Here is a 19,314-nt window from a genome sequence, read left to right as displayed (position 1 = left end):
TTTTCAAGCAGACCACTTGAAAAATCCCACGGCTGAGACCAAATTTGACTCACTCACGGCTACATGAGATGTATCCAATTAAACCGGCAGAACGTTGCCACTCCAGCGATGTCACCGCACATTTAGTCGATTTCAACCATCGTAACCGGAGGCAGGCAGAGATGTAGGCAGCCGTGACAGCGGTGTTAGCTGATTTTCAGCTTACAGCGCGGGACGGGTTTGGAGACTGACGGATTTTGTCAGGCTTCAAACCGAGCCGGAGGACCGTTTCTCAGGCCGCAGGCGGTCCCCACAGCGCCGGAATCTCTGGCAGCCGCAGGTGGTCGTTGATGACTAATTTAATGGCGATAGGCCTTACCAGCTGGGGACTGGCGCGTGTTCGTGAACTTTCAACCTTTAAGCGAAAACTAAACGGACGTGTCGCGGCTAGTAAAAGCTGGCCGGGCACGTCCGTTTTTTATTTGATCTGAAAGTTGAAAGGAAAAACACAGTTAGACGCCCTAAAATACGGCTAGCGACTATCAGCCCGGCAGTTAGGTTTTATCATAAATCGCCCGTAGGCTCTTCAAGTCCGCCGCAGACAGTTGGGTACGGCCCTGATCGATGGGGGTCATGACCGAGGTCTTGTCCGAACTGTGATCCAGTCCCAGCGCGTGTCCCAGTTCGTGCACGGCCACGGAGAGCCGGTAGGACTGGGGGTAGGTGGCATTGAGCTTGGCCGTCGCCGCGTTGGTCGTGAGAATGCCTTGCCAGCTAATCCGTTGGGTAATCTGTGGGCCCCCTTGTCCCAGCTCGATTAAACTGCGATCGCCGGTTTCTCGTCGGTGATAGATGCCTAGGGCGATGTGGTTAGCCGTCTTGGTGGGGGAGCCGGCAACCAGGTGAACGATGCCCGTTTGATTGTAGACGGCGATGGCTTGATTGAACACTTTTTGGGCTTTGGCATCGGTATTCGCCGCGTAATGATACGTGTATTTTCGTTGAAGTAAGACACCTTGCATGGCCGTCTCGACGGGCGTATCTGCGGCGCCAGTCTTGGTCGTGGCGTCCTTGAGATTTCGGAGAATATAGCCACTACTGCGGTAGTTATCGGCTTTCTTGGTCGTCGTAGGGCTCAGGATCTGCGTGAATGCCGAGCGGTAGTAGGTGAACTAGGTGGAGAGGGTTTGCCAATTGCTGAGAATGAATAAACCCGCTGCCAGGATCGTGACAATGAATAGGCGTCTGATAAATTTCACGCCAACGCTTCCTTTCTAAATCCCCCAGCCGGTTGAATGGGTGTGTGGGGCCTCGTTAAGTTGATTCTAGGGTATCTGGTGTGGCATGGCAACTAGTAGGCCTTATAAATTGTGGAGCTGAATCATTTATTGGGCGCCAAGGCTCATTGCCGGGGAAGCAGTCGCCTAATTGGGCTTCAGCATGAAACGGTTACTTGAGGGATGGTGCTGCAAATGTAGAATACACCATTAACAGAATATACGATGTTCGATTTTTCTTCACAGTTTACACCCAGTCTGATTAAATTTTTACGGTTTAATAAGAGTATAGTAATTGAAATGATAATTTACTTATTTGGATGGAGGAAATAATTTATGAAGAGAAAAGAGATGACCGACTTAACTTTAACGGCACAATCAGGGCTGAGTGCCCGAGACGCCCAGCAACGTTTGGAACAGCACGGCAGTAACCAATTGGTGGCGGCTAAACGGCCCAGTATTTGGCGTCAGATCGGCCACCATTTAGCCGATGTTTCATCATTAGTTCTGTTATTTGCCGTGGCATTAGCCAGCTACATGGCGCTCTTTCAGGGCGGCGGCTGGACCAAGTCCATTGTGATTGGCGCGATTCTAGTGATTAACGTCATTATCGGGATGTACCAGGAAGCCTCCGCGGAGAAGGCATTGGCGGCACTAAAGTCAATGAGTCTCCCGACCACCACGGTTCGGCGTGAGGCGATTGCCCAGACGATTGCGGCCAAAGACGTGGTGCCCGGCGATCTGGTCTTATTGAAGGCCGGCGATCAGGTACCGGCCGATGGGGTGGTCCTATCCAGTACGAATCTGGCCGTCGATGAAGCCGTCCTGACCGGCGAAAGCGTGCCGGTAGACAAACGGGCGCTGAAGACGCCAGCGGGTGTTAAGGATGAGCAACAAGTCTTCTCCGGGACCGCCGTGACTGCGGGAACGGCGGTGATCCAAGTCGTGACCACCGGGATGGCTACGGAACTGGGTCAGATCGCGGGCCTACTGAACAAGACCAAGAAACGGGCGACCCCGCTTCAGGGACGCTTAAATCGCCTGTCCGGTTGGTTGACAACCTTTGCCGTGATGGGCGGGATGGCGATCTTTGCCCTCAGCATTTGGATGCAAAACCAGGGGTTGGCGGATAGCCTGATGATCGGGATTTCTCTGGCCGTGGCGGCCGTTCCCGAAACGTTGCCCATCATTGTGACCATCAGTCTCGCACATGGCGTGAAGCGGATGGCCAAACGGAATGCCATTATGCGGCGGGTTAACGCGGTGGAAACGATCGGTGGGGTCGACGTGATTGCGTCGGATAAGACCGGGACGTTGACACAGAATCAGATGACCATCACGCGCTACTGGACGCCGCAGGCCAAGACCGATCTGCCGGCCACAGAGATGACCCATTCTGGGCGGGCACTCATGCGTTACCTGGGATTGGCAACGAACGCCGAGATCCAAACGGTTAACGGCGAAGAGAAAACGATTGGTGATCCCACGGAATTGGCGATTGTCCGTTGGTTGGCGACACACGATGCCAGCCGGACTACCCTTGAGCACGATGCGCCCCGGTTAGCGGAAGATCCCTTCGATTCGACGAAGAAGACGATGGCGACGCTTCATCAATTGGCGGATGGTCGCCGGTTGGTGATTGTCAAGGGGGCCTTTGACCGACTCCCCGTCGACTGGCAACCCGCCGTCTTGGCACGGGCGAAGCAGATGCACGATGAATTCGGCCGTAACGCACTTCGGGTCTTAGCGGTGGGGTATAAGCTTGTCCCCGCCGGTCAGACGGTGAATTGGGAAGACCTAACGCGGCGGCTGACCTTTGCCGGGCTAGTGGGGATGATCGATCCGCCACGGCCGGAGGTCATCACGGCCATTCGTGAGGCGAAGGTGGCGGGCATCAAACCGATTATGATTACCGGGGACCACATGGTGACGGCCGAGGCGATTGCTAAGGAAATTGGCTTATTAGCACCGGGCCAACTGGTGATGTCTGGGGATGAGCTGCGGACGCTGACGGACGCGGAATTGACGGCGCAGATTAAGGATATTGCCGTGTATGCTCGGGTTTCGCCAACCGACAAGATTCGGATTGTCCAGGCTTGGCAGAAAACCGGTGCGACGGTTGCCATGACCGGAGATGGCGTGAACGATGCGCCGGCACTGAAGGCGGCCGATGTCGGCATTGCCATGGGGATTACCGGGACGGAAGTCTCCAAGAGTGCGGCCGATATGGTCTTAACGGACGACAATTTTGCCACGATCATTTCGGCGGTGAAGGAAGGCCGGACCGTGTACCAAAATATCCTCAAGGCCGTCGAATTCCTGGTCGGTGTCAACTTTGCCCAAATCTTCCTGATGGTCGGCGCCGTTCTGATGGGCTGGGGCGCACCATTACTGGCGGAACAACTACTACTGATCAACGTCTTAGCGGACGGGATTCCTGGCTTCTACATCAGTCGTGAGCCGGGCGAAAAGGCCGCGATGCAACAACCGCCGGTGGCCAACGACGAAAGCCTGTTTGCCCGCGGCTTAGGCGGACGCTTGGCGACCCGTGCCGTGACGTTTACGTTCCTGACGCTGGGCGTCTACGGTCTGGGACGCTTCGTTCTCTCGGCTAACCAAGCGGCAATCGGGATGACGATGACGTTCCTGATTCTGGCGATTGGCTCGATGATCGATATCTACGCGATTAAGGACCGGCAACCCCTAAACTGGGCAAGCCTGAAGCGCAATCCACGACTGAATCGTGCGCTACTGGTCACGATTGGTCTGGTGGTCGTGGTCGCCGTGGTACCGGGGCTACAGGGCATCTTCGGTCTCGTGAGCTTACCACTGAGCGCCTGGGGGGTAGTCGCCGTGGGGATTTTCATTCCGACACTGGTACTGGAACTCAAGAAGCGTTGGGGCCAACGCAAGGCCGTTCAAACGGCGCAATTGCTGGAAGACTAAGCACGTGTCAGTTTGCACCGTCATTTCAGTGAAAAATATGCCAGTTAGTGGCTAGGCTAGAAATTCTAGTTGTATGCCACCGCAAGTTGTGATACGCTGACAACAGTTGAATAAACACAAAGACAATAAAAGCGGACAACGCCAGACTGGTGATGGGTGTTCAGCGAGCTAAGGATAGTGCAAGCTTAGTGATCCGACCAATCGGGACAACCCCGTTTTCGTTGCAGGCTGAAATGAAAAGAGTAGGCCGCGCCGTGACCGACACGTTATCAACCGGAGCGTATGATAGTACGCTAGTTTAAAGTTGGTTTTGAGTTAAAAACAATTTGGGTGGTACCGCGGAAAGATCTTTCGTCCCTAGTTTTAGGGATGTTGGGTCTTTTTTTATGGTTCCGCAGAAGGAGAATACTGATGAAAGAAATTTTAGTCAAAGATTTATTTAGCGATCAGCACTTTGCCGAAGACGAAGAAGTCGTCTTACACGGCTGGGTCAAGACGGTGCGGGGGTCCAAGCGCGTGGGCTTTATCGAATTAAACGATGGCTCTTGCTTGAAGCACGCCCAGATCGTGATGAAGAGCGACCTGGACAACTACGCCGAAATGACGAAGTTACCCCTGAGTTCCACGATTAAGGTGGTTGGGACGGTCGTTTATACGCCGGACGCTAAGCAACCCTTCGAAATTCATGCGGAAGAAGTCGTTCTGGAAGGGGCCTCCGACAACGATTATCCCTTACAAAAGAAGAAGCATTCGTACGAATACCTGCGGACGATGGCTCACTTGCGGCCCCGGACCAACACGTTCTACGCGGTCTTCCGGATTCGCTCGCTGACGGCCTTTGCCATTCACCAATACCTGCAAGAACACGACTTCACCTACGTCAACACGCCCATCATCACCAGTAGTGATAGCGAAGGGGCTGGCGAAATGTTCCGGGTGACCACGTTGGACATGAACAACTTACCCAAGACCGACGATGGCAAGGTTGACGATAGCCAAGACTTCTTCAAGAAGGAAACCAACTTAACGGTGAGTGGGCAATTGCCCGTCGAAGCCTTTGCTTTGGCCTTACGGAACGTGTACACGTTTGGCCCAACTTTCCGGGCAGAAAACTCGCACACGGCCCGGCACGCCTCAGAATTCTGGATGATTGAACCCGAAATGGCTTTTGCCGACCTACAAGACGTCATCAACGAGTCCGAAAGCCTACTGAAGCACGTGGTGAACTACCTGTTGAAGCACGCCAAGGATGAATTGGAATTCCTGAACGGCGCGGTGGACGATGACCTGTTGAACCGGCTCCACCAGACCACCAGCGAGAAATTTGCACAAATCACCTACACCAAGGCCATTGAATTACTGAAGGAAGCACCGGTTAAGTTCGATGTTCCCGTCTACTGGGGCCTCGATTTACAGGCCGAACACGAACGCTACCTATGTGAACAGATCTACAAGCGCCCAACCTTCCTGACGGATTATCCACGTGAAATCAAGGCTTTCTACATGCGGGACAACGATGATGGCAAGACCGTTGCGGCGGCCGACCTGTTGGTTCCTCGAATCGGTGAATTGATTGGTGGTAGCCAACGTGAGGAACGTCAGGCTGAAATGGCCAAGAAGATCAAGGACAACCACTTACCACAAGAAGAATACCAATGGTACCTTGACTTGCGGAAGTACGGAGAAACCAAGCATTCCGGCTACGGTATTGGGTTCGAACGGTTACTGATGTACGTGACGGGGATGGAGAACATCCGCGACGTGATCCCTTACCCACGGACTCCGGGTAACGCTGAATTCTAAGCGATCTTCCCGCATCAAATGGTGGCGATCAGTTCGCCTTACCGTTCGCCAAATCTGGGCTGGAACGCTGGGGAAGGCCGCCCCGAGCCATAGAGCGGTCTCGGAGCTCGCTTGAAACCGCCACAAACCAGCGTTTTCAAGTCGCCCACTGATAGCTGGTGACCCATCAGCCATCAGTGCCCCGGCTGAGCCCAGATTTGGCTCACTCCCGGCTTACAATGAGTCGGTAAATCCACGTCATGTCTTACATCGGCGTTACGCGATGGTGGCTGGTGGAATTTCATGGATAATTTGAGCCGGAGAGCGACTGGTCAGTTTTATCATGGCTCACGGTAAGGTTGAATTAAACCGATGATAAAAGTCGTCATAGAAAAAAGTCCCTCGAACAATCACATCAGATTGTTCGGGGGACTTTTGTGTCAAATTATGCTGTTTCTGTCGGGACTAATCGGGCGTATCTGGCGTTGATGTAGGCTTCTGGGCCGATCTGGTACCAGGTTAATTGTTGATCGTCGACAATTTTGCCGCGAATGTCCAGCGCCTCGCCGTGAGCCAATTGTCCCGCGGTTTCGCCGTAGGGCTCCGTGTAGATGGAGACCGCCGATCCGGGGACGTAATCCACCGAACCCAGACGTTCGAAGGCTTCGGGATGCCAGAGTCGTTTCTGTGGGAGGGCGGGATGCGCCAGCCGATGTTCACGCCGTAGGGTATCGTGAGCCGCCAGCCATTGGTTACCGCCAAGGTTGTACCAGACGGAACCGTCCGTTAACGTGATGATCATGAAGAGCCGCCAGAGGGAGTCGGCGGGGAACTGGTAACCGTAATCCCGGCCGTTCGGTTCGTCGTAGACGGCATGATCGGCCTGTAAGAAGACGTATTGCTGGACGCGCTGGACGGTCTCCCAACTGTCACGTCGATAAAAGTAAACGACACGTTTGGCCTGGTTCGTAAATGTTCCGCGTTGCGGTCCCTGGGCCTGAAAGATGTGGTAATGAGCAACGGTCGGGGGCGTCAGCGTGTAGGCCAAGCCTAGTTTTCCCCGATGAATCTGGGGAAGTTCCAGTAGCCGGCCGGAATCGAAGTCGACGAGATAGCCAATGATGGGTTTACCCAGTAGGCGCCGATAAATCACGGTGGTTAATCCATATTCGCTGATAAAGTCCTGGGTGAAGCCGTGAATCCGCGAGAGGGCATAGCCGGGAATCTCGGGGAATCGGTAGTTGACGGGCGCATTCAGCCGTCCCGTCATGACCAGCGCCGGCTGTAAGGCCCGATCGTGCTCATCCACCAGCCGAACCACCAACGTGGCCGTCGGTTCCGGCGGGGTCGGCTGTGCGTGTGGTTGTAAGGTGATGGTCGGTGCGGTTAGGACCGGGGGTGTGACCACGCTTTGGCTGGGCTGAACCGGCGCAACCGGTGGGTCCACTGGTTTGCTGGCACGACGACGCGGCGTCACCGGCTGCGGAACTGTCTCGCGCCGGGGCTTAGGTTCAATTAAACGTCGTAACCAGTCAAAAAAAGCCATGCCATTCACCTCCAGAAGTTTCCTTTAAAATCTAGTATACCATTTTTACCCGTCACGCCAACCGGTGAACGTCATCCGTTTTGTCTTGTGGCCGGAACCAAGAAATAAAAGCGGGTGGCAAGAACGATTGCTGCCAAGACGAGCACGCCGAGATCACCGCCTATTGGCAGATGGGTCAGTAGGCGATGAGTCAGTAACGTTGAGTTCGCTGACGCCGACAACTAAAAAGGGTGCCCAACCTTCGATGGTTGAACACCCTTAAGCTACTGATTATTTTTCACTTGAATCGGTCGTGTCGGTGGTTGATGCGTCAGCTTCATTGTCAGCAGCCAACGTAATCTTACCGTCTTCAATCTTGGCCACGAGATTCTTAACGTCCGCGTGATCTAGGTAAAAGTCCGCAATCCGATCTTCAATCTCTTCTTGGATGACCCGCCGTAATGGCCGAGCACCCATGGCTGGATTGTAGCCCTTTTGAACCAATTGTTCTTCAACGGGTTCCGTGACGTGGATGTGCAGGCCTTGACCGGCCAACATCTGGTTAACGTCATCGATCATTAAATCAACGATGTGCATCAGATTATCCTTGCTCAATGAGTTGAACTCAATGATGTCATCGAACCGGTTGAGAAATTCCGGCTTGAAGTAGTTGGTCAGGTTTCCTAAGACGGAGTGGGTCTTGCCTTCAGCGGCGGCCCCGAAACCAACGTTGGCTTCGGCATCGCCGGTCCCGGCGTTACTGGTCATGATGATCAGCGTATCCTTGAAGGACACCGTCCGTCCTTGAGAATCAGTCAACCGCCCGTCGTCAAGAATCTGTAAGAACATGTTCATGACGTCGGGGTGGGCCTTTTCGATTTCATCCAACAGAATTAACGTGTACGGATGACGCCGAACTTGCTCGGTGAGTTGGCCAGCTTCTTCATAGCCGACATAGCCAGGTGGTGACCCGATCAGCTTAGAAATGGAATGCGGCTCCATGTACTCGGACATGTCGAACCGAACCATCGCATCCGTTGAGCCAAACATTTCGTTAGCCAGTTGCTTGGCTAACTCCGTCTTCCCAACACCGGTTGGGCCCACGAAGAGAAACGACCCAATTGGCCGGCCCGTGCCGTTTAGTCCAATCCGGTTTCGGCGAATGGCGCGCGCAACCTTATCGACCGCTTCATTTTGACCGATAACGTGCTTTTCCAGATCGGCACCCAAGCTCTTGAGCTGGTGCTGTTCCTTGGCCTGCAATTCGCCAACTGGAATGTTGGTCTTTTCTTCGACAATGTCTTGCATGTCCTTGACCGTGACTTCGGCAGAAGCATTTTGGTCGGCATCCTTGGCATTTTCCTTGGACTTTTCCAACTTCGTAACTTGGTCGCGGTAGTAGGCGGCCTTCTCATAGTCTTCTTGCTTCAATGCGGCCTGTTTCTGGTCTTCGGCGGACTTAATCTTTTCGTCGATGGCTTTCGGGTCTGCCACGTTAATCGTTAAGTTCTTCCGTGAACCGGCTTCGTCCAACAGGTCAATGGCCTTATCAGGCAAGAAGCGGTCTTGGATGTACCGATCGGACAGGCGAACGGCGGCCTCAATGGCGTCGTCATCGTAGTGAACGTGATGGTAATCCTCATACTTCTTTTGGATACCCTTTAAAATCTTCACGGCTTCGTCGGCACTCGGTTCGTCGACCGTTACGGGCTGGAACCGCCGTGCTAAGGCTTGGTCTTTTTCAATATCGCGGTACTCACTTAAAGTCGTGGCCCCGATTAATTGAAAGTCGCCACGGGCGAGGGCTGGCTTCAACACGTTACCAGCATCCATGCCGCCTTCGGCATTCCCGGCACCCATGATTTCATGGATTTCATCGATAAAGAGGATGATGTCGGGGTTAGCCTGAACCTCTTTCATTAACTGTTGCATCCGTTGTTCGAACTGGCCTCGAATACCGGTACCCTGAACCAGTGAAACAACGTCTAGACGAATAATTTGCTTATTGGCAAGCTTTTGAGGAACGTTGCCTTCGACAATCCGTTCCGCAAGTCCTTCAACAACCGCCGTCTTCCCAACACCGGCTTCCCCGATTAACACGGGGTTGTTCTTGGTCCGCCGGTTCAGAATTTCAATGACTTGTGCGGTTTCCTTGTCCCGACCGATGACGGGATCAACCTTGCCGTCCTTCGCTAACTGCGTGAGGTTCAAGCCATATTGGCTGAGTAAGCCGTTGCCTGAACCACCACGATTACCAGAAGGTTGGGTAGGTTGCCCTTGACCGGAAGTTTGTCGGAAATTAGCTTGGCTGTTGTCGCCGCCTTGCATTGCCCGGAAGATATCATCCAGGTTATTAAAGCCGAATGGATCTTGTGCCATACGGCCACCTCCATTTCCAGAATCGTTTGATTGCTGTTGCTTTAGCAGCTGGTAACAATTTTGGCATAGGTCAACTTGTTGCCGCTGCCCGTTTACACTCATGTAAAGGTGAATCGTTGCTTCATTGCGGTGGCAATTTTGACATAGCATCTTGTCGTCTCCTTTCTTGCCTGGAGTTCTCGTGGGAAATTCCCACTGGGTCTACGAAAGGCTTTGACCTTTCTTGACCATTGACCACATTATACCGCGTTCAGCCGACCGTGCAAGTATTTTGTCTGGCCAGTGAACTCGCGGTGTAACGGGGGATTTCCAGCGAACGACTACATTTTAGCACTCTCATCATTAGAATGCTAAAATGACCCTCTGAAAATGCTAAAAAAGTTTGGTAAAAGTTTTGACCAACGCGACTTTTGCCCGTAAGATAGGGGAGAACGAGATTGGTATCAAGAAATGAGGAGGATGACACAGTGGATCGTGACTTTACAGATTTAATGAATCAATTAAAGGATAAAAAAATTGACCAGTTCGAAGTTACCCCGACAGACTTCCCCGCTTTTCAAAAAGCCTTCATGGCATTTGAGACGCGTAAACGGGTGGTAGGCCAGGCACAGAAGGATGGCAAACTCATCTATCACTACGATCATGACACCGAAAATACCGGTGAATAATGTTTTTTTGATGAAAGCGGTTCATGTATAACTTGTAATTTACCGCTTAGATTGATATTCTTAATAGGTAGGCGTGACGCGTTGAATGGTTGTTTGACCAATGCGCAGGTCAAGGCGGGTCACGTTCGATAAGAAGTCAACCTAAGCTTAAAGGAGATCGATCAATTATGGAAAAACGCGAATTTCATGTTACAGCAGAAACTGGTATCCATGCACGTCCAGCAACTTTATTGGTACAATCAGCAAGTAAGTTCAATTCTGAAGTTAGCTTGCAATACCAAGACAAGTCCGTTAACTTGAAGTCTATCATGGGGGTTATGTCCCTGGGTGTTGGCCAAAACGCCGACATCACGATCACGACTGATGGTGACGACGAAGCTGATGCAATGACTGCCATTGCTGAAACGATGACTAAAGAGGGTTTGTCTGACTAATGAAGGCGATGCTCAGGGGGATTGCTGCCAGTGATGGGGTGGCTTGCGGTCGGGTTTACCGACTAGACGAGCCCAACCTTCACGTTTCTCAGCAGGCAATCACTGATCTTGATTACGAATTAAATCGTTTCCATCAGGCCCTTGAAGCAACCGTCTCGGAGATCGAGACGATAAAAACTCGTGTCAATAAAAACCTGGGTGCTGACCGCGCCCAGGTTTTTATTGCGCAAATGGCGATGTTAAAGGATCAAGATCTGATTGGAAATATTGAACAGCACATCCGTAAACGGCATATCAATGCTGAATTTGCGGTGCAATTGGTGTCGACCACGGTTAAGGATGAATTGGCCGAGTTCGTGGACAACCCATATTTGCAGGAGCGTCTGACGAATTGGCAGGCGGTGGCGAAGCGCCTGACTGCGCATTTGTTAGGGGTCACGTTACCCAACTTAGCCTTGGTTCAAGACCCCGTTATCGTGGTGACTCATGACCTTATTGCGAGTGCGGCTGTGGCCGTGAATCCCAAACAGGTTTTGGGATTTGTCACCGATGCTGGTGGACGAACGTCTCATTCTTCAATCTTGGCGCGGTCACTGAACATTCCAGCCGTGGTTGGCACGCAGGCGGCAACGCATGAACTAACGAATGGTGAATTGGTGGTTGTTAACGGCACTCAGGGAAACGTCATGGTGGCGCCCACGGCAGATGAAATTGCGGTCGCACGGCGCACGATGGCGCAGCGCGTGAAAAATCAACAGCGACTGGAGAAGCTCACGCATTATGAAACGGTTTCGAAGGACGGTGTGGGGGTGACCCTCGCTGCCAACATGGGGACCATGACGGACTTGCCTCGTGTGTTGGCTAGCGGTGCTGAGAGCATTGGGTTATTCCGGACGGAGTTCCTCTATCTTGATGCCCAACACTTACCGACTGAGGACGAGCAGTTTGCAATTTACCGGCAGGTTCTCAAGCAGTTGCGGCCACGACCGGTCGTCATTCGGACGTTGGATGTGGGGGGCGATAAGCCGTTACCGTATCGACCGTCGCAAAACGAAGCAAATCCCTTCATGGGCGCCCGGGCGATTCGGCAAAGCCTGGCTCACCAGCAGGTCTTTCGCAGCCAGCTACGGGCGTTGATTCGGGCCTCAGCCTTCGGGAACTTGAAGATTATGTTTCCGATGATTGCCACCTTAGATGAACTGCGACAGGCCAAGGCCATCTATGACGATGAGCGCTCTAAGTTAACCGCAAAGCGTGTCCCGATGGGCAAGATTGCCGTAGGGATGATGGTCGAGGTGCCGGCTGCGGCGTTGTTAGCGGATCGCTTTGCTAATGAGGTGGACTTCATGAGCATTGGGACCAACGACTTGATCGGCTATACGCTAGCCGCCGATCGGACCAACCAGAACGTGGCCTACCTCTACCAGCCCTATCATCCAGCGGTCTTGCGGTTGATTGATCGCGTCATTTCGGCCGGCCACGCGGCAGGAATTCCGGTCGCGATGTGTGGTGAGATGGCGGGCGATCCGATTGCCTTACCCTTACTACTAGGGATGGGGTTGGATGAGTTCTCTATGGCGCCCGGGTCGATTCTCAAGGCGCGACAGGTGATTCGTCAATTGGACGCTCACGAGCTAGCCTCGTTGGCGGAGACGACCGTGAATTCGGCCAGCACCAGCCAAGAGGTCGTGACGATGGTTCAGGCGGCAGTCCCAGACGTGTTGAACGGCTGATTGTGGCTCTGTCTTCGGCAAGATAAATTCAGAGATATTAAGGAGTTTGGGCGCTTGCCCCGAGCTCCTTTTCTTTTTAAATTGGGAGGGGACAGGGTTACCCCTACGCGTCATACGAGGGCAGAGACTGACCGTCCTTACGTTTGTCATTTTGGCCTGGCGCGTTGTGTGAGGAAGACTAAATGATGAGATTTTCTTGCGATAGCGGCTGACGTTTGCAATCGCCTAGCCAAACCCATATAATTGTGATGATTGTACAAAGCGAAGATCCAAAACTTTTAGCCAAACACAGACGCAAGGGGGATTGGCGATGAACATTGGCTTATTTACGGATACCTATTTCCCTCAAGTGAGTGGGGTCGCAACGTCGATTAAGACGCTGCGGGATCAATTGGAAAAACAGGGGCATCAGGTCTACATCTTTACGACGACCGATCCAAATGTTGAACGTAACGTGTATGAACGGAATGTCTTCCGTTTTTCAAGTATTCCGTTCGTGTCCTTTACGGAACGCCGGATTGCGGTACGGGGATTATTTCAGGCTTATCAGATTGCTAAGGAATTGAATTTGGATATTGTCCACACACAGACCGAGTTTTCGATGGGCTGGATTGGCAAATTTGTAGCGCGGAACCTGGAGATTCCCTGTCTACATACCTACCATACGATGTACGAGGATTACTTACATTACGTGGCGAACGGGAAGATTCTAAAGCCCGTACACGTCAAACAGGGGACGTTGGCCTTCTGTTACCACCTAACGGGTGTCGTGGCGCCTAGCGATCGGGTGTTAACGACCTTGACCGATTACGGGGTTAAGGCACCGATTCGGGTGATTCCCACGGGGGTTAATCTCCACCAGTATGAACAACCAGATACGGCCAATTTACGCCGCGAGTTAGGCTATCAACCGGATACCCCGGTGATCTTGTCGCTGAGTCGATTGGCCTATGAGAAGAACATCAAGGAAAGCATCTCGGCAATGCCACGCATTTTAGCCGAGGTTCCCGATGCTCAACTGTTAATCGTGGGGGATGGCCCAGCCAAAGAGGATCTGGAACAACAGGTTAAGGACGCCCAGTTGACGGATCACGTGACGTTTACGGGTCAGGTCAACAATAATGATGTTTTTCGGTATTATCACATGGTCAACGTTTTCTTGTCGTCGTCCGATTCGGAGTCACAGGGGCTGACGTACATTGAAGCCATGGCCGCGGGGACGAAGATTGTGGTGATGACCAGTCCGTATACGGATGAGCTGTTGTCCAAACGCACCCTGGGCGTGACCTTTAAGACCGAAGACGAGATGGTGACCAACGTGGTCGATTACCTCAAGCACGGGGATGAGGAACAGGATCCAGACTTGTTGGCCCGCAAGCTAGCTGAAATCTCCGCCGACACATTTGGTCAGCGGGTCATTGCGTTCTACCAGGACGCGCAAGCTAGCTATGAAGCCACGCGTGAGGACACCCCAGACTTTAGTGATTAGAGGAGCAATTGAATGCTAAAAATTAACATGTTCTCCAAGGCCGATTCCGTTAAGGGACAGGGCGTGGGGAGTGCTTACAATGAACTGATGAATCTCCTGGCAACCCGGTTGAAAGACGACTTTCAAGTGACGGTTAATCGGTATGGCAGGGTCGACTTGACCCACTACCACACAATTAATCCGACCTATTATTTGTCGACCTTTTTACCGGGGCGTGGCCGGAAGATTGGTTACGTTCATTTTTTACCGGAAACTTTAGAGGGGAGCTTAAAGATTCCCCAACCTTTCCGGTCACTCTTTTATAAATATGTGATTGCGTTTTACCGGCGGATGGACCACATTGTCGTGGTCAATCCGACCTTTATTCCCAAATTGGTGGCTTACGGCATTCCGGCAGACCGGGTGACGTACATTCCCAACTTTGTGAGCCGGAAGGAATTTTACCCGGTCGATGCCGATCAGAAGTTGGCCTTGCGCCAGCAGTATGGTTATGGGGCACAGAAGTTTACGGTGCTGGGAATCGGGCAGATTCAGGAACGCAAAGGGCTATTTGACTTTATCAAATTGGCCCGGAACAATCCGCAGATCCAGTTTATCTGGGCGGGGGGCTTTTCCTTTGGCCGGATGACGGATGGCTATGCCGCCTTGAAGAAGGTCGTGGATGATCCACCGGCTAACTTGAGCTTTCCGGGGATTGTGCCGCGTGAACGACTCGTCGATTACTATAACTTGGCGGACCTGTTCTTGCTACCATCGTTCAACGAACTCTTCCCCATGTCTGTATTGGAAGCCTTCAGTACGGGGACACCGGTCTTGTTACGGGACTTGGATCTCTACCAGGCCATTATTGCCGGCGACTACCAACCCGCACAGGACTATGATGAAATGAATGCTCAGTTACACAGCTTGCCGAATGATCCGGCGGCGTTGGCGCATTGGCGTCAACAGAGTCTCGCCGCTGCCGATCGTTACTCCGAGGAACACCTCACTGAGATTTGGCGGGAATTTTACACGCAACAAGCAAAAGAGGGGTAAGTTGAATGTCACGACGAAATAAATGGGTACTGGCGTTAATGTTCCTCTTGGGGTTTGCGATTTTTGCGTATTCGCTTAGAGACATTAAATTTTCGGTATTGGTCAATGATTTTGTGCATATAAATTTTTGGTGGTTTGGGGTCGCCGTTTTATGCATGGTGCTGTATTTGGGGTTAGAGGCCTGGATCGTTAAGGTCTTTATCTCGGATCGTATCGAGGGGTTTACGTTTAAAGATGCCGTGCGAATCCCACTGGTCGAACAATTGTTTAACGGGATTACCCCATTTTCCTCCGGTGGTCAGCCCGCACAACTATTTGCCCTGATGCAGACTGGGGTGGACGCCGGTAAGGCCAGTTCCGTCTTGCTGATGAAATTCGTGGTCTATCAGTCCATGATCGTGATTAACTTTATCATTGCGCTGATCATTGGATTTCAGCAGATTCAAGACAAGCTTCATGCGCTGTCTTGGCTGGTGATCTTTGGGTTCACCATTCACCTGGCCGTGATTGTCGGTCTCTTAATGATTATGTTCTGGTATTCGTTTACGAAGAAGATGGTGGGGGTTCTGTTGTATCCCTTCCACTGGTTCATGAAGGCCGAACGGTTCGACCGGATTGAACACAACCTGAATAGCAAGATTGATTCCTTTTACGCGGAGAGTGTCCGGATCAGTGGTAAGGGGAAGCTGATGGTCCGCGTGTTTGCGATTACGTTCTTTCAGCTGAGCTTTTACTACTTGATTCCCTACTTCATCATGCTATCGTTGGGGTATACGACCGCCAATATTGTCATGGTGACGAGTTTTCATATTCTGATCGTCATGGTGATTTCCCTGTTTCCAATTCCAGGGGGGTCCGGTGGGGCTGAGTATAGCTTTGAAATGATCTTTAGGAGCTACATCACGTCCAATAGTAAACTGGTCTTAGCCATGATTCTCTGGCGGTTATTAACCTATTACTTGGGGATGCTGGCTGGTTTGGTCGCGATGGTGATTCGGCCGGATAAGGTGACGGAGGAATCGGATTTGTGAAATCCGTGAGTTTTTCTGCATTAGGGCGTGTCATCTCGCGCTAAGTTTGGTAAAATCATAAGGGAAAGCTAGAAAGGGGTCCAACCATGGAAGAATCACAATTGATTGGTATCATTAATCGCTTAAAGGCGATGCAAGAAGATGCCACCGACGAGCCACAACCCCGTCGTTTTGAAAAGGAAGGCGTGGAGCAGGCAACGGTTGTTTTCAACCAGGCTACGCACACGTACACGTTAACTGAACACAATCCGGAAACGACTTTTGAATTTGATAACATCGATTTAGTTGCTATCGAACTATTTGATTTATTGACGGATAACTAAGACAAAACTATGGGCGGCCATAGTTTTGTTTTTTTATCGTGACGAAACATTGAATTTTTTCCAAAGGTTCTGTAATCAGATTGATTACCGCGCAATATCCGCTATACTTGAGAGATGTTAATTATTATGTGGAGGCAGTCGTAATGGCGAACTTTTTTAAGCGGAAGACGAACTGGTTAAACACCCGCATGGGCTTTTTCCTGTTAATCGTCGTTTTATTTTGGGTAAAAACTTACATTGCCTATCAGACCGAGTTTACTTTAGGGGCTAAGGGCAGTGTTCAACAGTTTTTACTGCTGATTAACCCACTACCGGCCGCTCTGTTGGTGTTCGGGATCGCCCTATATTTCCGGGGGCGGTTAGCCTACTGGTTGATGCTGATTATTGATGTATTAGAATCAACCTGGATTTTTGCAAATGTGGTCTATTACCGTGAATTCTCAGACTTTTTATCCTTTGGGATTATGAAGGGCTCTAGCTCTGTTGGAAATAATCTCGGGAAGAGTCTGGCTCAGATTACACACTTATATGATTTCTTTGTCTATCTTGATATTGTGGTCCTGATTGTCCTACTGGCCACCCACGTCATTAAGATTGATGCCCGACCGTTTAAGCGGCGGTACGCTTTCTCCTTGACGGTGCTCTCGTTTGCACTAATGTTTGCGGAGTTTGGGATGGCGAGTGCCGACCGCTCTGGGCTACTGACGCGGACGTTTGACAACAACTATATCGTCAAGTACCTCGGGTTGAACGAATATGCCGCGTTTAACGCCTATCAGACGCAAAAGGAAAGTGCCACCCGGGCGAGTGCCAATGCGTCGGATATGAAGAGTGTCTTGAAGTACCTGAAACAAAACCGGGTTAGTCCCAACGTGTCCTACTATGGCAAGGAGAAGGGGAAGAACGTCTTCATTATTCATTTGGAGAGCTTCCAGCAGTTCCTGATTGACTATAAGGTCGATGGGAAGGAAGTCACCCCCACGTTGAATAAGTTCTACCATAACAATAATACCCTGTCATTTGACAACTTCTATAACCAAGTGGCTCAAGGGAAAACCTCCGATGCCGAGATGATGTTGGAGAACTCATTGTTTGGTTTGCCACAGGGTTCGGCGATGACGACCTATGGGACGCAAAATACGTTCCAGGCGGCACCGGCGATCCTGAGTCAAGAGGCGGGGTATACCACGGCTGCTTTCCATGGGGATGTGCCGAGTTTTTGGAACCGGGACAATACGTATAAGTCCTGGGGCTATCAGTATTTCTTTAGCTCCAGCTACTATACGGAGAAGCCGGGCTACAGTGTCGGCTACGGCTTGAAGGATAAGATCTTCTTTAAGCAGTCGGCAAAGTACATTGAACAGTTACCACAGCCATTTTATGCGAAGCTGATTACGTTGACGAACCATTATCCGTACGAACTGGATAAGAAGAACACGGACTTCCCGGCTACCAAGACGGGGGATAAGACCGTAGACCCTTACGTTCAGACCGCCCATTACCTCGATCAATCATTTGCAGAGTTCTTGAGCTACCTGAAGAAGGTGGGCCTGTACAAGAATAGTGTGATTGTCACCTATGGGGATCACTATGGTATTTCAAACAATCACCGGCCTGCGATTGCGCAGTTACTGGGCAAAGATAAGGTCACCAGTTATGATCTGGCACAGTTCCAGAAGGTGCCGTTTATGATTCATGCCAATGGTCTAAAGGGTGGGATTAACCACACGTATGGTGGTGAGATCGATGTTCTGCCAACTCTGCTGGATCTACTGGGTGTGAAGAATACGGATACGGTACAGTTTGGGCAGGATCTCTTGGCTAAGAATCGGAACCAGACCGTCGCCTTTCGTGATGGGAACTTTGTCTCACCGAAGTATACGAAGATTGGCGGGACGGTTTATGATACGAAGACGGGGGAGGTTCTGACCTTAACGGCGGACCAGAAGAAGGCAGTCGCGAAGATTCAAAACCATGTGACGACGGAGCTATCGCTGTCCGATCGGGTGATCTATGGGGACCTCTTACGCTTCTACACGCCTAAGAACTTCAAAAAGGTCGACAAGTCTTCCTTTACCTATAAGTTAAAGCCAGCGATGGAACGTTTGGCGGAGGCAGAGAAGACGGAGAAAACCAGTGTCTTAGCACAGAATAATGGTAAGAGCACGGTGTCTGAGTTTAAGACGGATGCACCAGAATTGAAGTAGCGTTTTCGAAAGTCGTAATCACATTCAGGTGGTTGCGGCTTTTTTGGATCGATGATGGTGTTCTTCACCTAGACCAGTAGTAGGGCGGCAACGGGGTGAAACGGGAAAATGGGTATTTTTACAGGCGCAGAAACGTTGTCAGGACGGCGTTGAGCGTGAAATGGCAAACTAATTTCAGTAAATATTCATTTTTCACTTGACCATAGTCGCAGATATTGGTAAACTATTTTCTGTTGTCATTTATCGGACAAACATTGTAACAGCAACGAAAGATTGCGAAATAATTAATTTAAAAAAAGGCTTGACGGTCTGATTGATAATTGATATAGTAGTAATCGTTGTTGAGAATATTTATTCAACTGAGCTTCACAAATTCAATATTTATTCAAAATATATTGAAAAAATCAGTTGACATGATTTTGACAGCATGATATACTTTAAAAGTTGTCACGGAGCAAACGCTTCATTAGATAACTTGGTAGACCTTTGAAAACTGAACATTGTTT

13 protein-coding genes are annotated in these 19,314 nt (G+C 51.1%); 10 read left to right on the top strand and 3 right to left on the bottom strand.

What is annotated here, in order from left to right:
* Window positions 1-533 precede the first annotated feature (533 nt).
* A complete protein-coding gene (locus HEQ50_RS11240) occupies window positions 534-1,001 on the bottom strand; it encodes a matrixin family metalloprotease (protein ID WP_168900611.1) in 468 nt (155 codons plus the stop codon).
* Between the two features lie 591 nt (window positions 1,002-1,592).
* Between HEQ50_RS11240 and HEQ50_RS11235 the strand changes: the two genes are divergently transcribed.
* Entirely contained in the window at window positions 1,593-4,202 is a 2,610-nt protein-coding gene (locus HEQ50_RS11235; protein WP_168900610.1) for a cation-translocating P-type ATPase, read from the top strand.
* A 411-nt stretch (window positions 4,203-4,613) separates the two neighbouring features.
* Complete coding sequence (asnS, locus tag HEQ50_RS11230; protein WP_168900609.1) at window positions 4,614-6,005, top strand: asparagine--tRNA ligase; 1,392 nt, start codon at window positions 4,614-4,616, stop codon at window positions 6,003-6,005.
* A gap of 424 nt (window positions 6,006-6,429) precedes the next feature.
* On the opposite strand, the gene HEQ50_RS11225 is transcribed toward asnS, so the two are convergent.
* A complete protein-coding gene (locus tag HEQ50_RS11225) occupies window positions 6,430-7,530 on the bottom strand; it encodes a MucBP domain-containing protein (protein WP_168900608.1) in 1,101 nt (366 codons plus the stop codon).
* Window positions 7,531-7,800: 270 nt separating this feature from the next.
* On the bottom strand, window positions 7,801-10,038 hold the full coding sequence (locus HEQ50_RS11220; RefSeq protein WP_168900607.1) for an ATP-dependent Clp protease ATP-binding subunit: 2,238 nt from the start codon (window positions 10,036-10,038) through the stop codon (window positions 7,801-7,803).
* Window positions 10,039-10,355: 317 nt separating this feature from the next.
* Between HEQ50_RS11220 and HEQ50_RS11215 the strand changes: the two genes are divergently transcribed.
* From HEQ50_RS11215 to HEQ50_RS11180, 8 genes are all read left to right on the top strand, one after another.
* Window positions 10,356-10,556, top strand: coding sequence for a hypothetical protein (locus tag HEQ50_RS11215; RefSeq protein ID WP_168900606.1), 201 nt, complete (start codon window positions 10,356-10,358; stop codon window positions 10,554-10,556).
* A 167-nt stretch (window positions 10,557-10,723) separates the two neighbouring features.
* On the top strand, window positions 10,724-10,990 hold the full coding sequence (locus HEQ50_RS11210) for a phosphocarrier protein HPr (protein WP_168900605.1): 267 nt from the start codon (window positions 10,724-10,726) through the stop codon (window positions 10,988-10,990).
* Entirely contained in the window at window positions 10,990-12,723 is a 1,734-nt protein-coding gene (gene ptsP / locus HEQ50_RS11205; RefSeq protein WP_168900604.1) for a phosphoenolpyruvate--protein phosphotransferase, read from the top strand. The genes HEQ50_RS11210 and ptsP overlap by 1 nt, the downstream gene beginning before the upstream one ends.
* Window positions 12,724-13,033: 310 nt before the next feature.
* Window positions 13,034-14,212, top strand: a complete 1,179-nt coding sequence (locus HEQ50_RS11200) for a glycosyltransferase family 4 protein (protein WP_168900603.1) — start codon at window positions 13,034-13,036, stop codon at window positions 14,210-14,212.
* A gap of 12 nt (window positions 14,213-14,224) precedes the next feature.
* On the top strand, window positions 14,225-15,247 hold the full coding sequence (locus HEQ50_RS11195; protein WP_168900602.1) for a glycosyltransferase family 4 protein: 1,023 nt from the start codon (window positions 14,225-14,227) through the stop codon (window positions 15,245-15,247).
* Window positions 15,248-15,252: 5 nt separating this feature from the next.
* Complete coding sequence (locus HEQ50_RS11190; protein WP_168900601.1) at window positions 15,253-16,278, top strand: lysylphosphatidylglycerol synthase transmembrane domain-containing protein; 1,026 nt, start codon at window positions 15,253-15,255, stop codon at window positions 16,276-16,278.
* An 86-nt stretch (window positions 16,279-16,364) separates the two neighbouring features.
* Window positions 16,365-16,601 carry a YkuJ family protein gene (locus tag HEQ50_RS11185; RefSeq protein WP_020089680.1) on the top strand — a complete coding sequence of 79 codons (237 nt, stop codon included), beginning with the start codon at window positions 16,365-16,367 and terminating at the stop codon, window positions 16,599-16,601.
* A gap of 143 nt (window positions 16,602-16,744) precedes the next feature.
* The gene (locus HEQ50_RS11180) at window positions 16,745-18,808 is read left to right on the top strand and encodes an LTA synthase family protein (protein ID WP_168900600.1); all 2,064 of its coding nucleotides are present in this window, start codon (window positions 16,745-16,747) and stop codon (window positions 18,806-18,808) included.
* Window positions 18,809-19,314 lie beyond the last annotated feature (506 nt).

Origin of the sequence: Lactobacillus sp. HBUAS51381, from assembly GCF_012641095.1 — a bacterium.
Taxonomy (GTDB): domain Bacteria; phylum Bacillota; class Bacilli; order Lactobacillales; family Lactobacillaceae; genus Levilactobacillus.
Note: the sequence above shows the minus strand (reverse complement) of the source record. Positions and strands in the feature narration are given on the sequence as shown.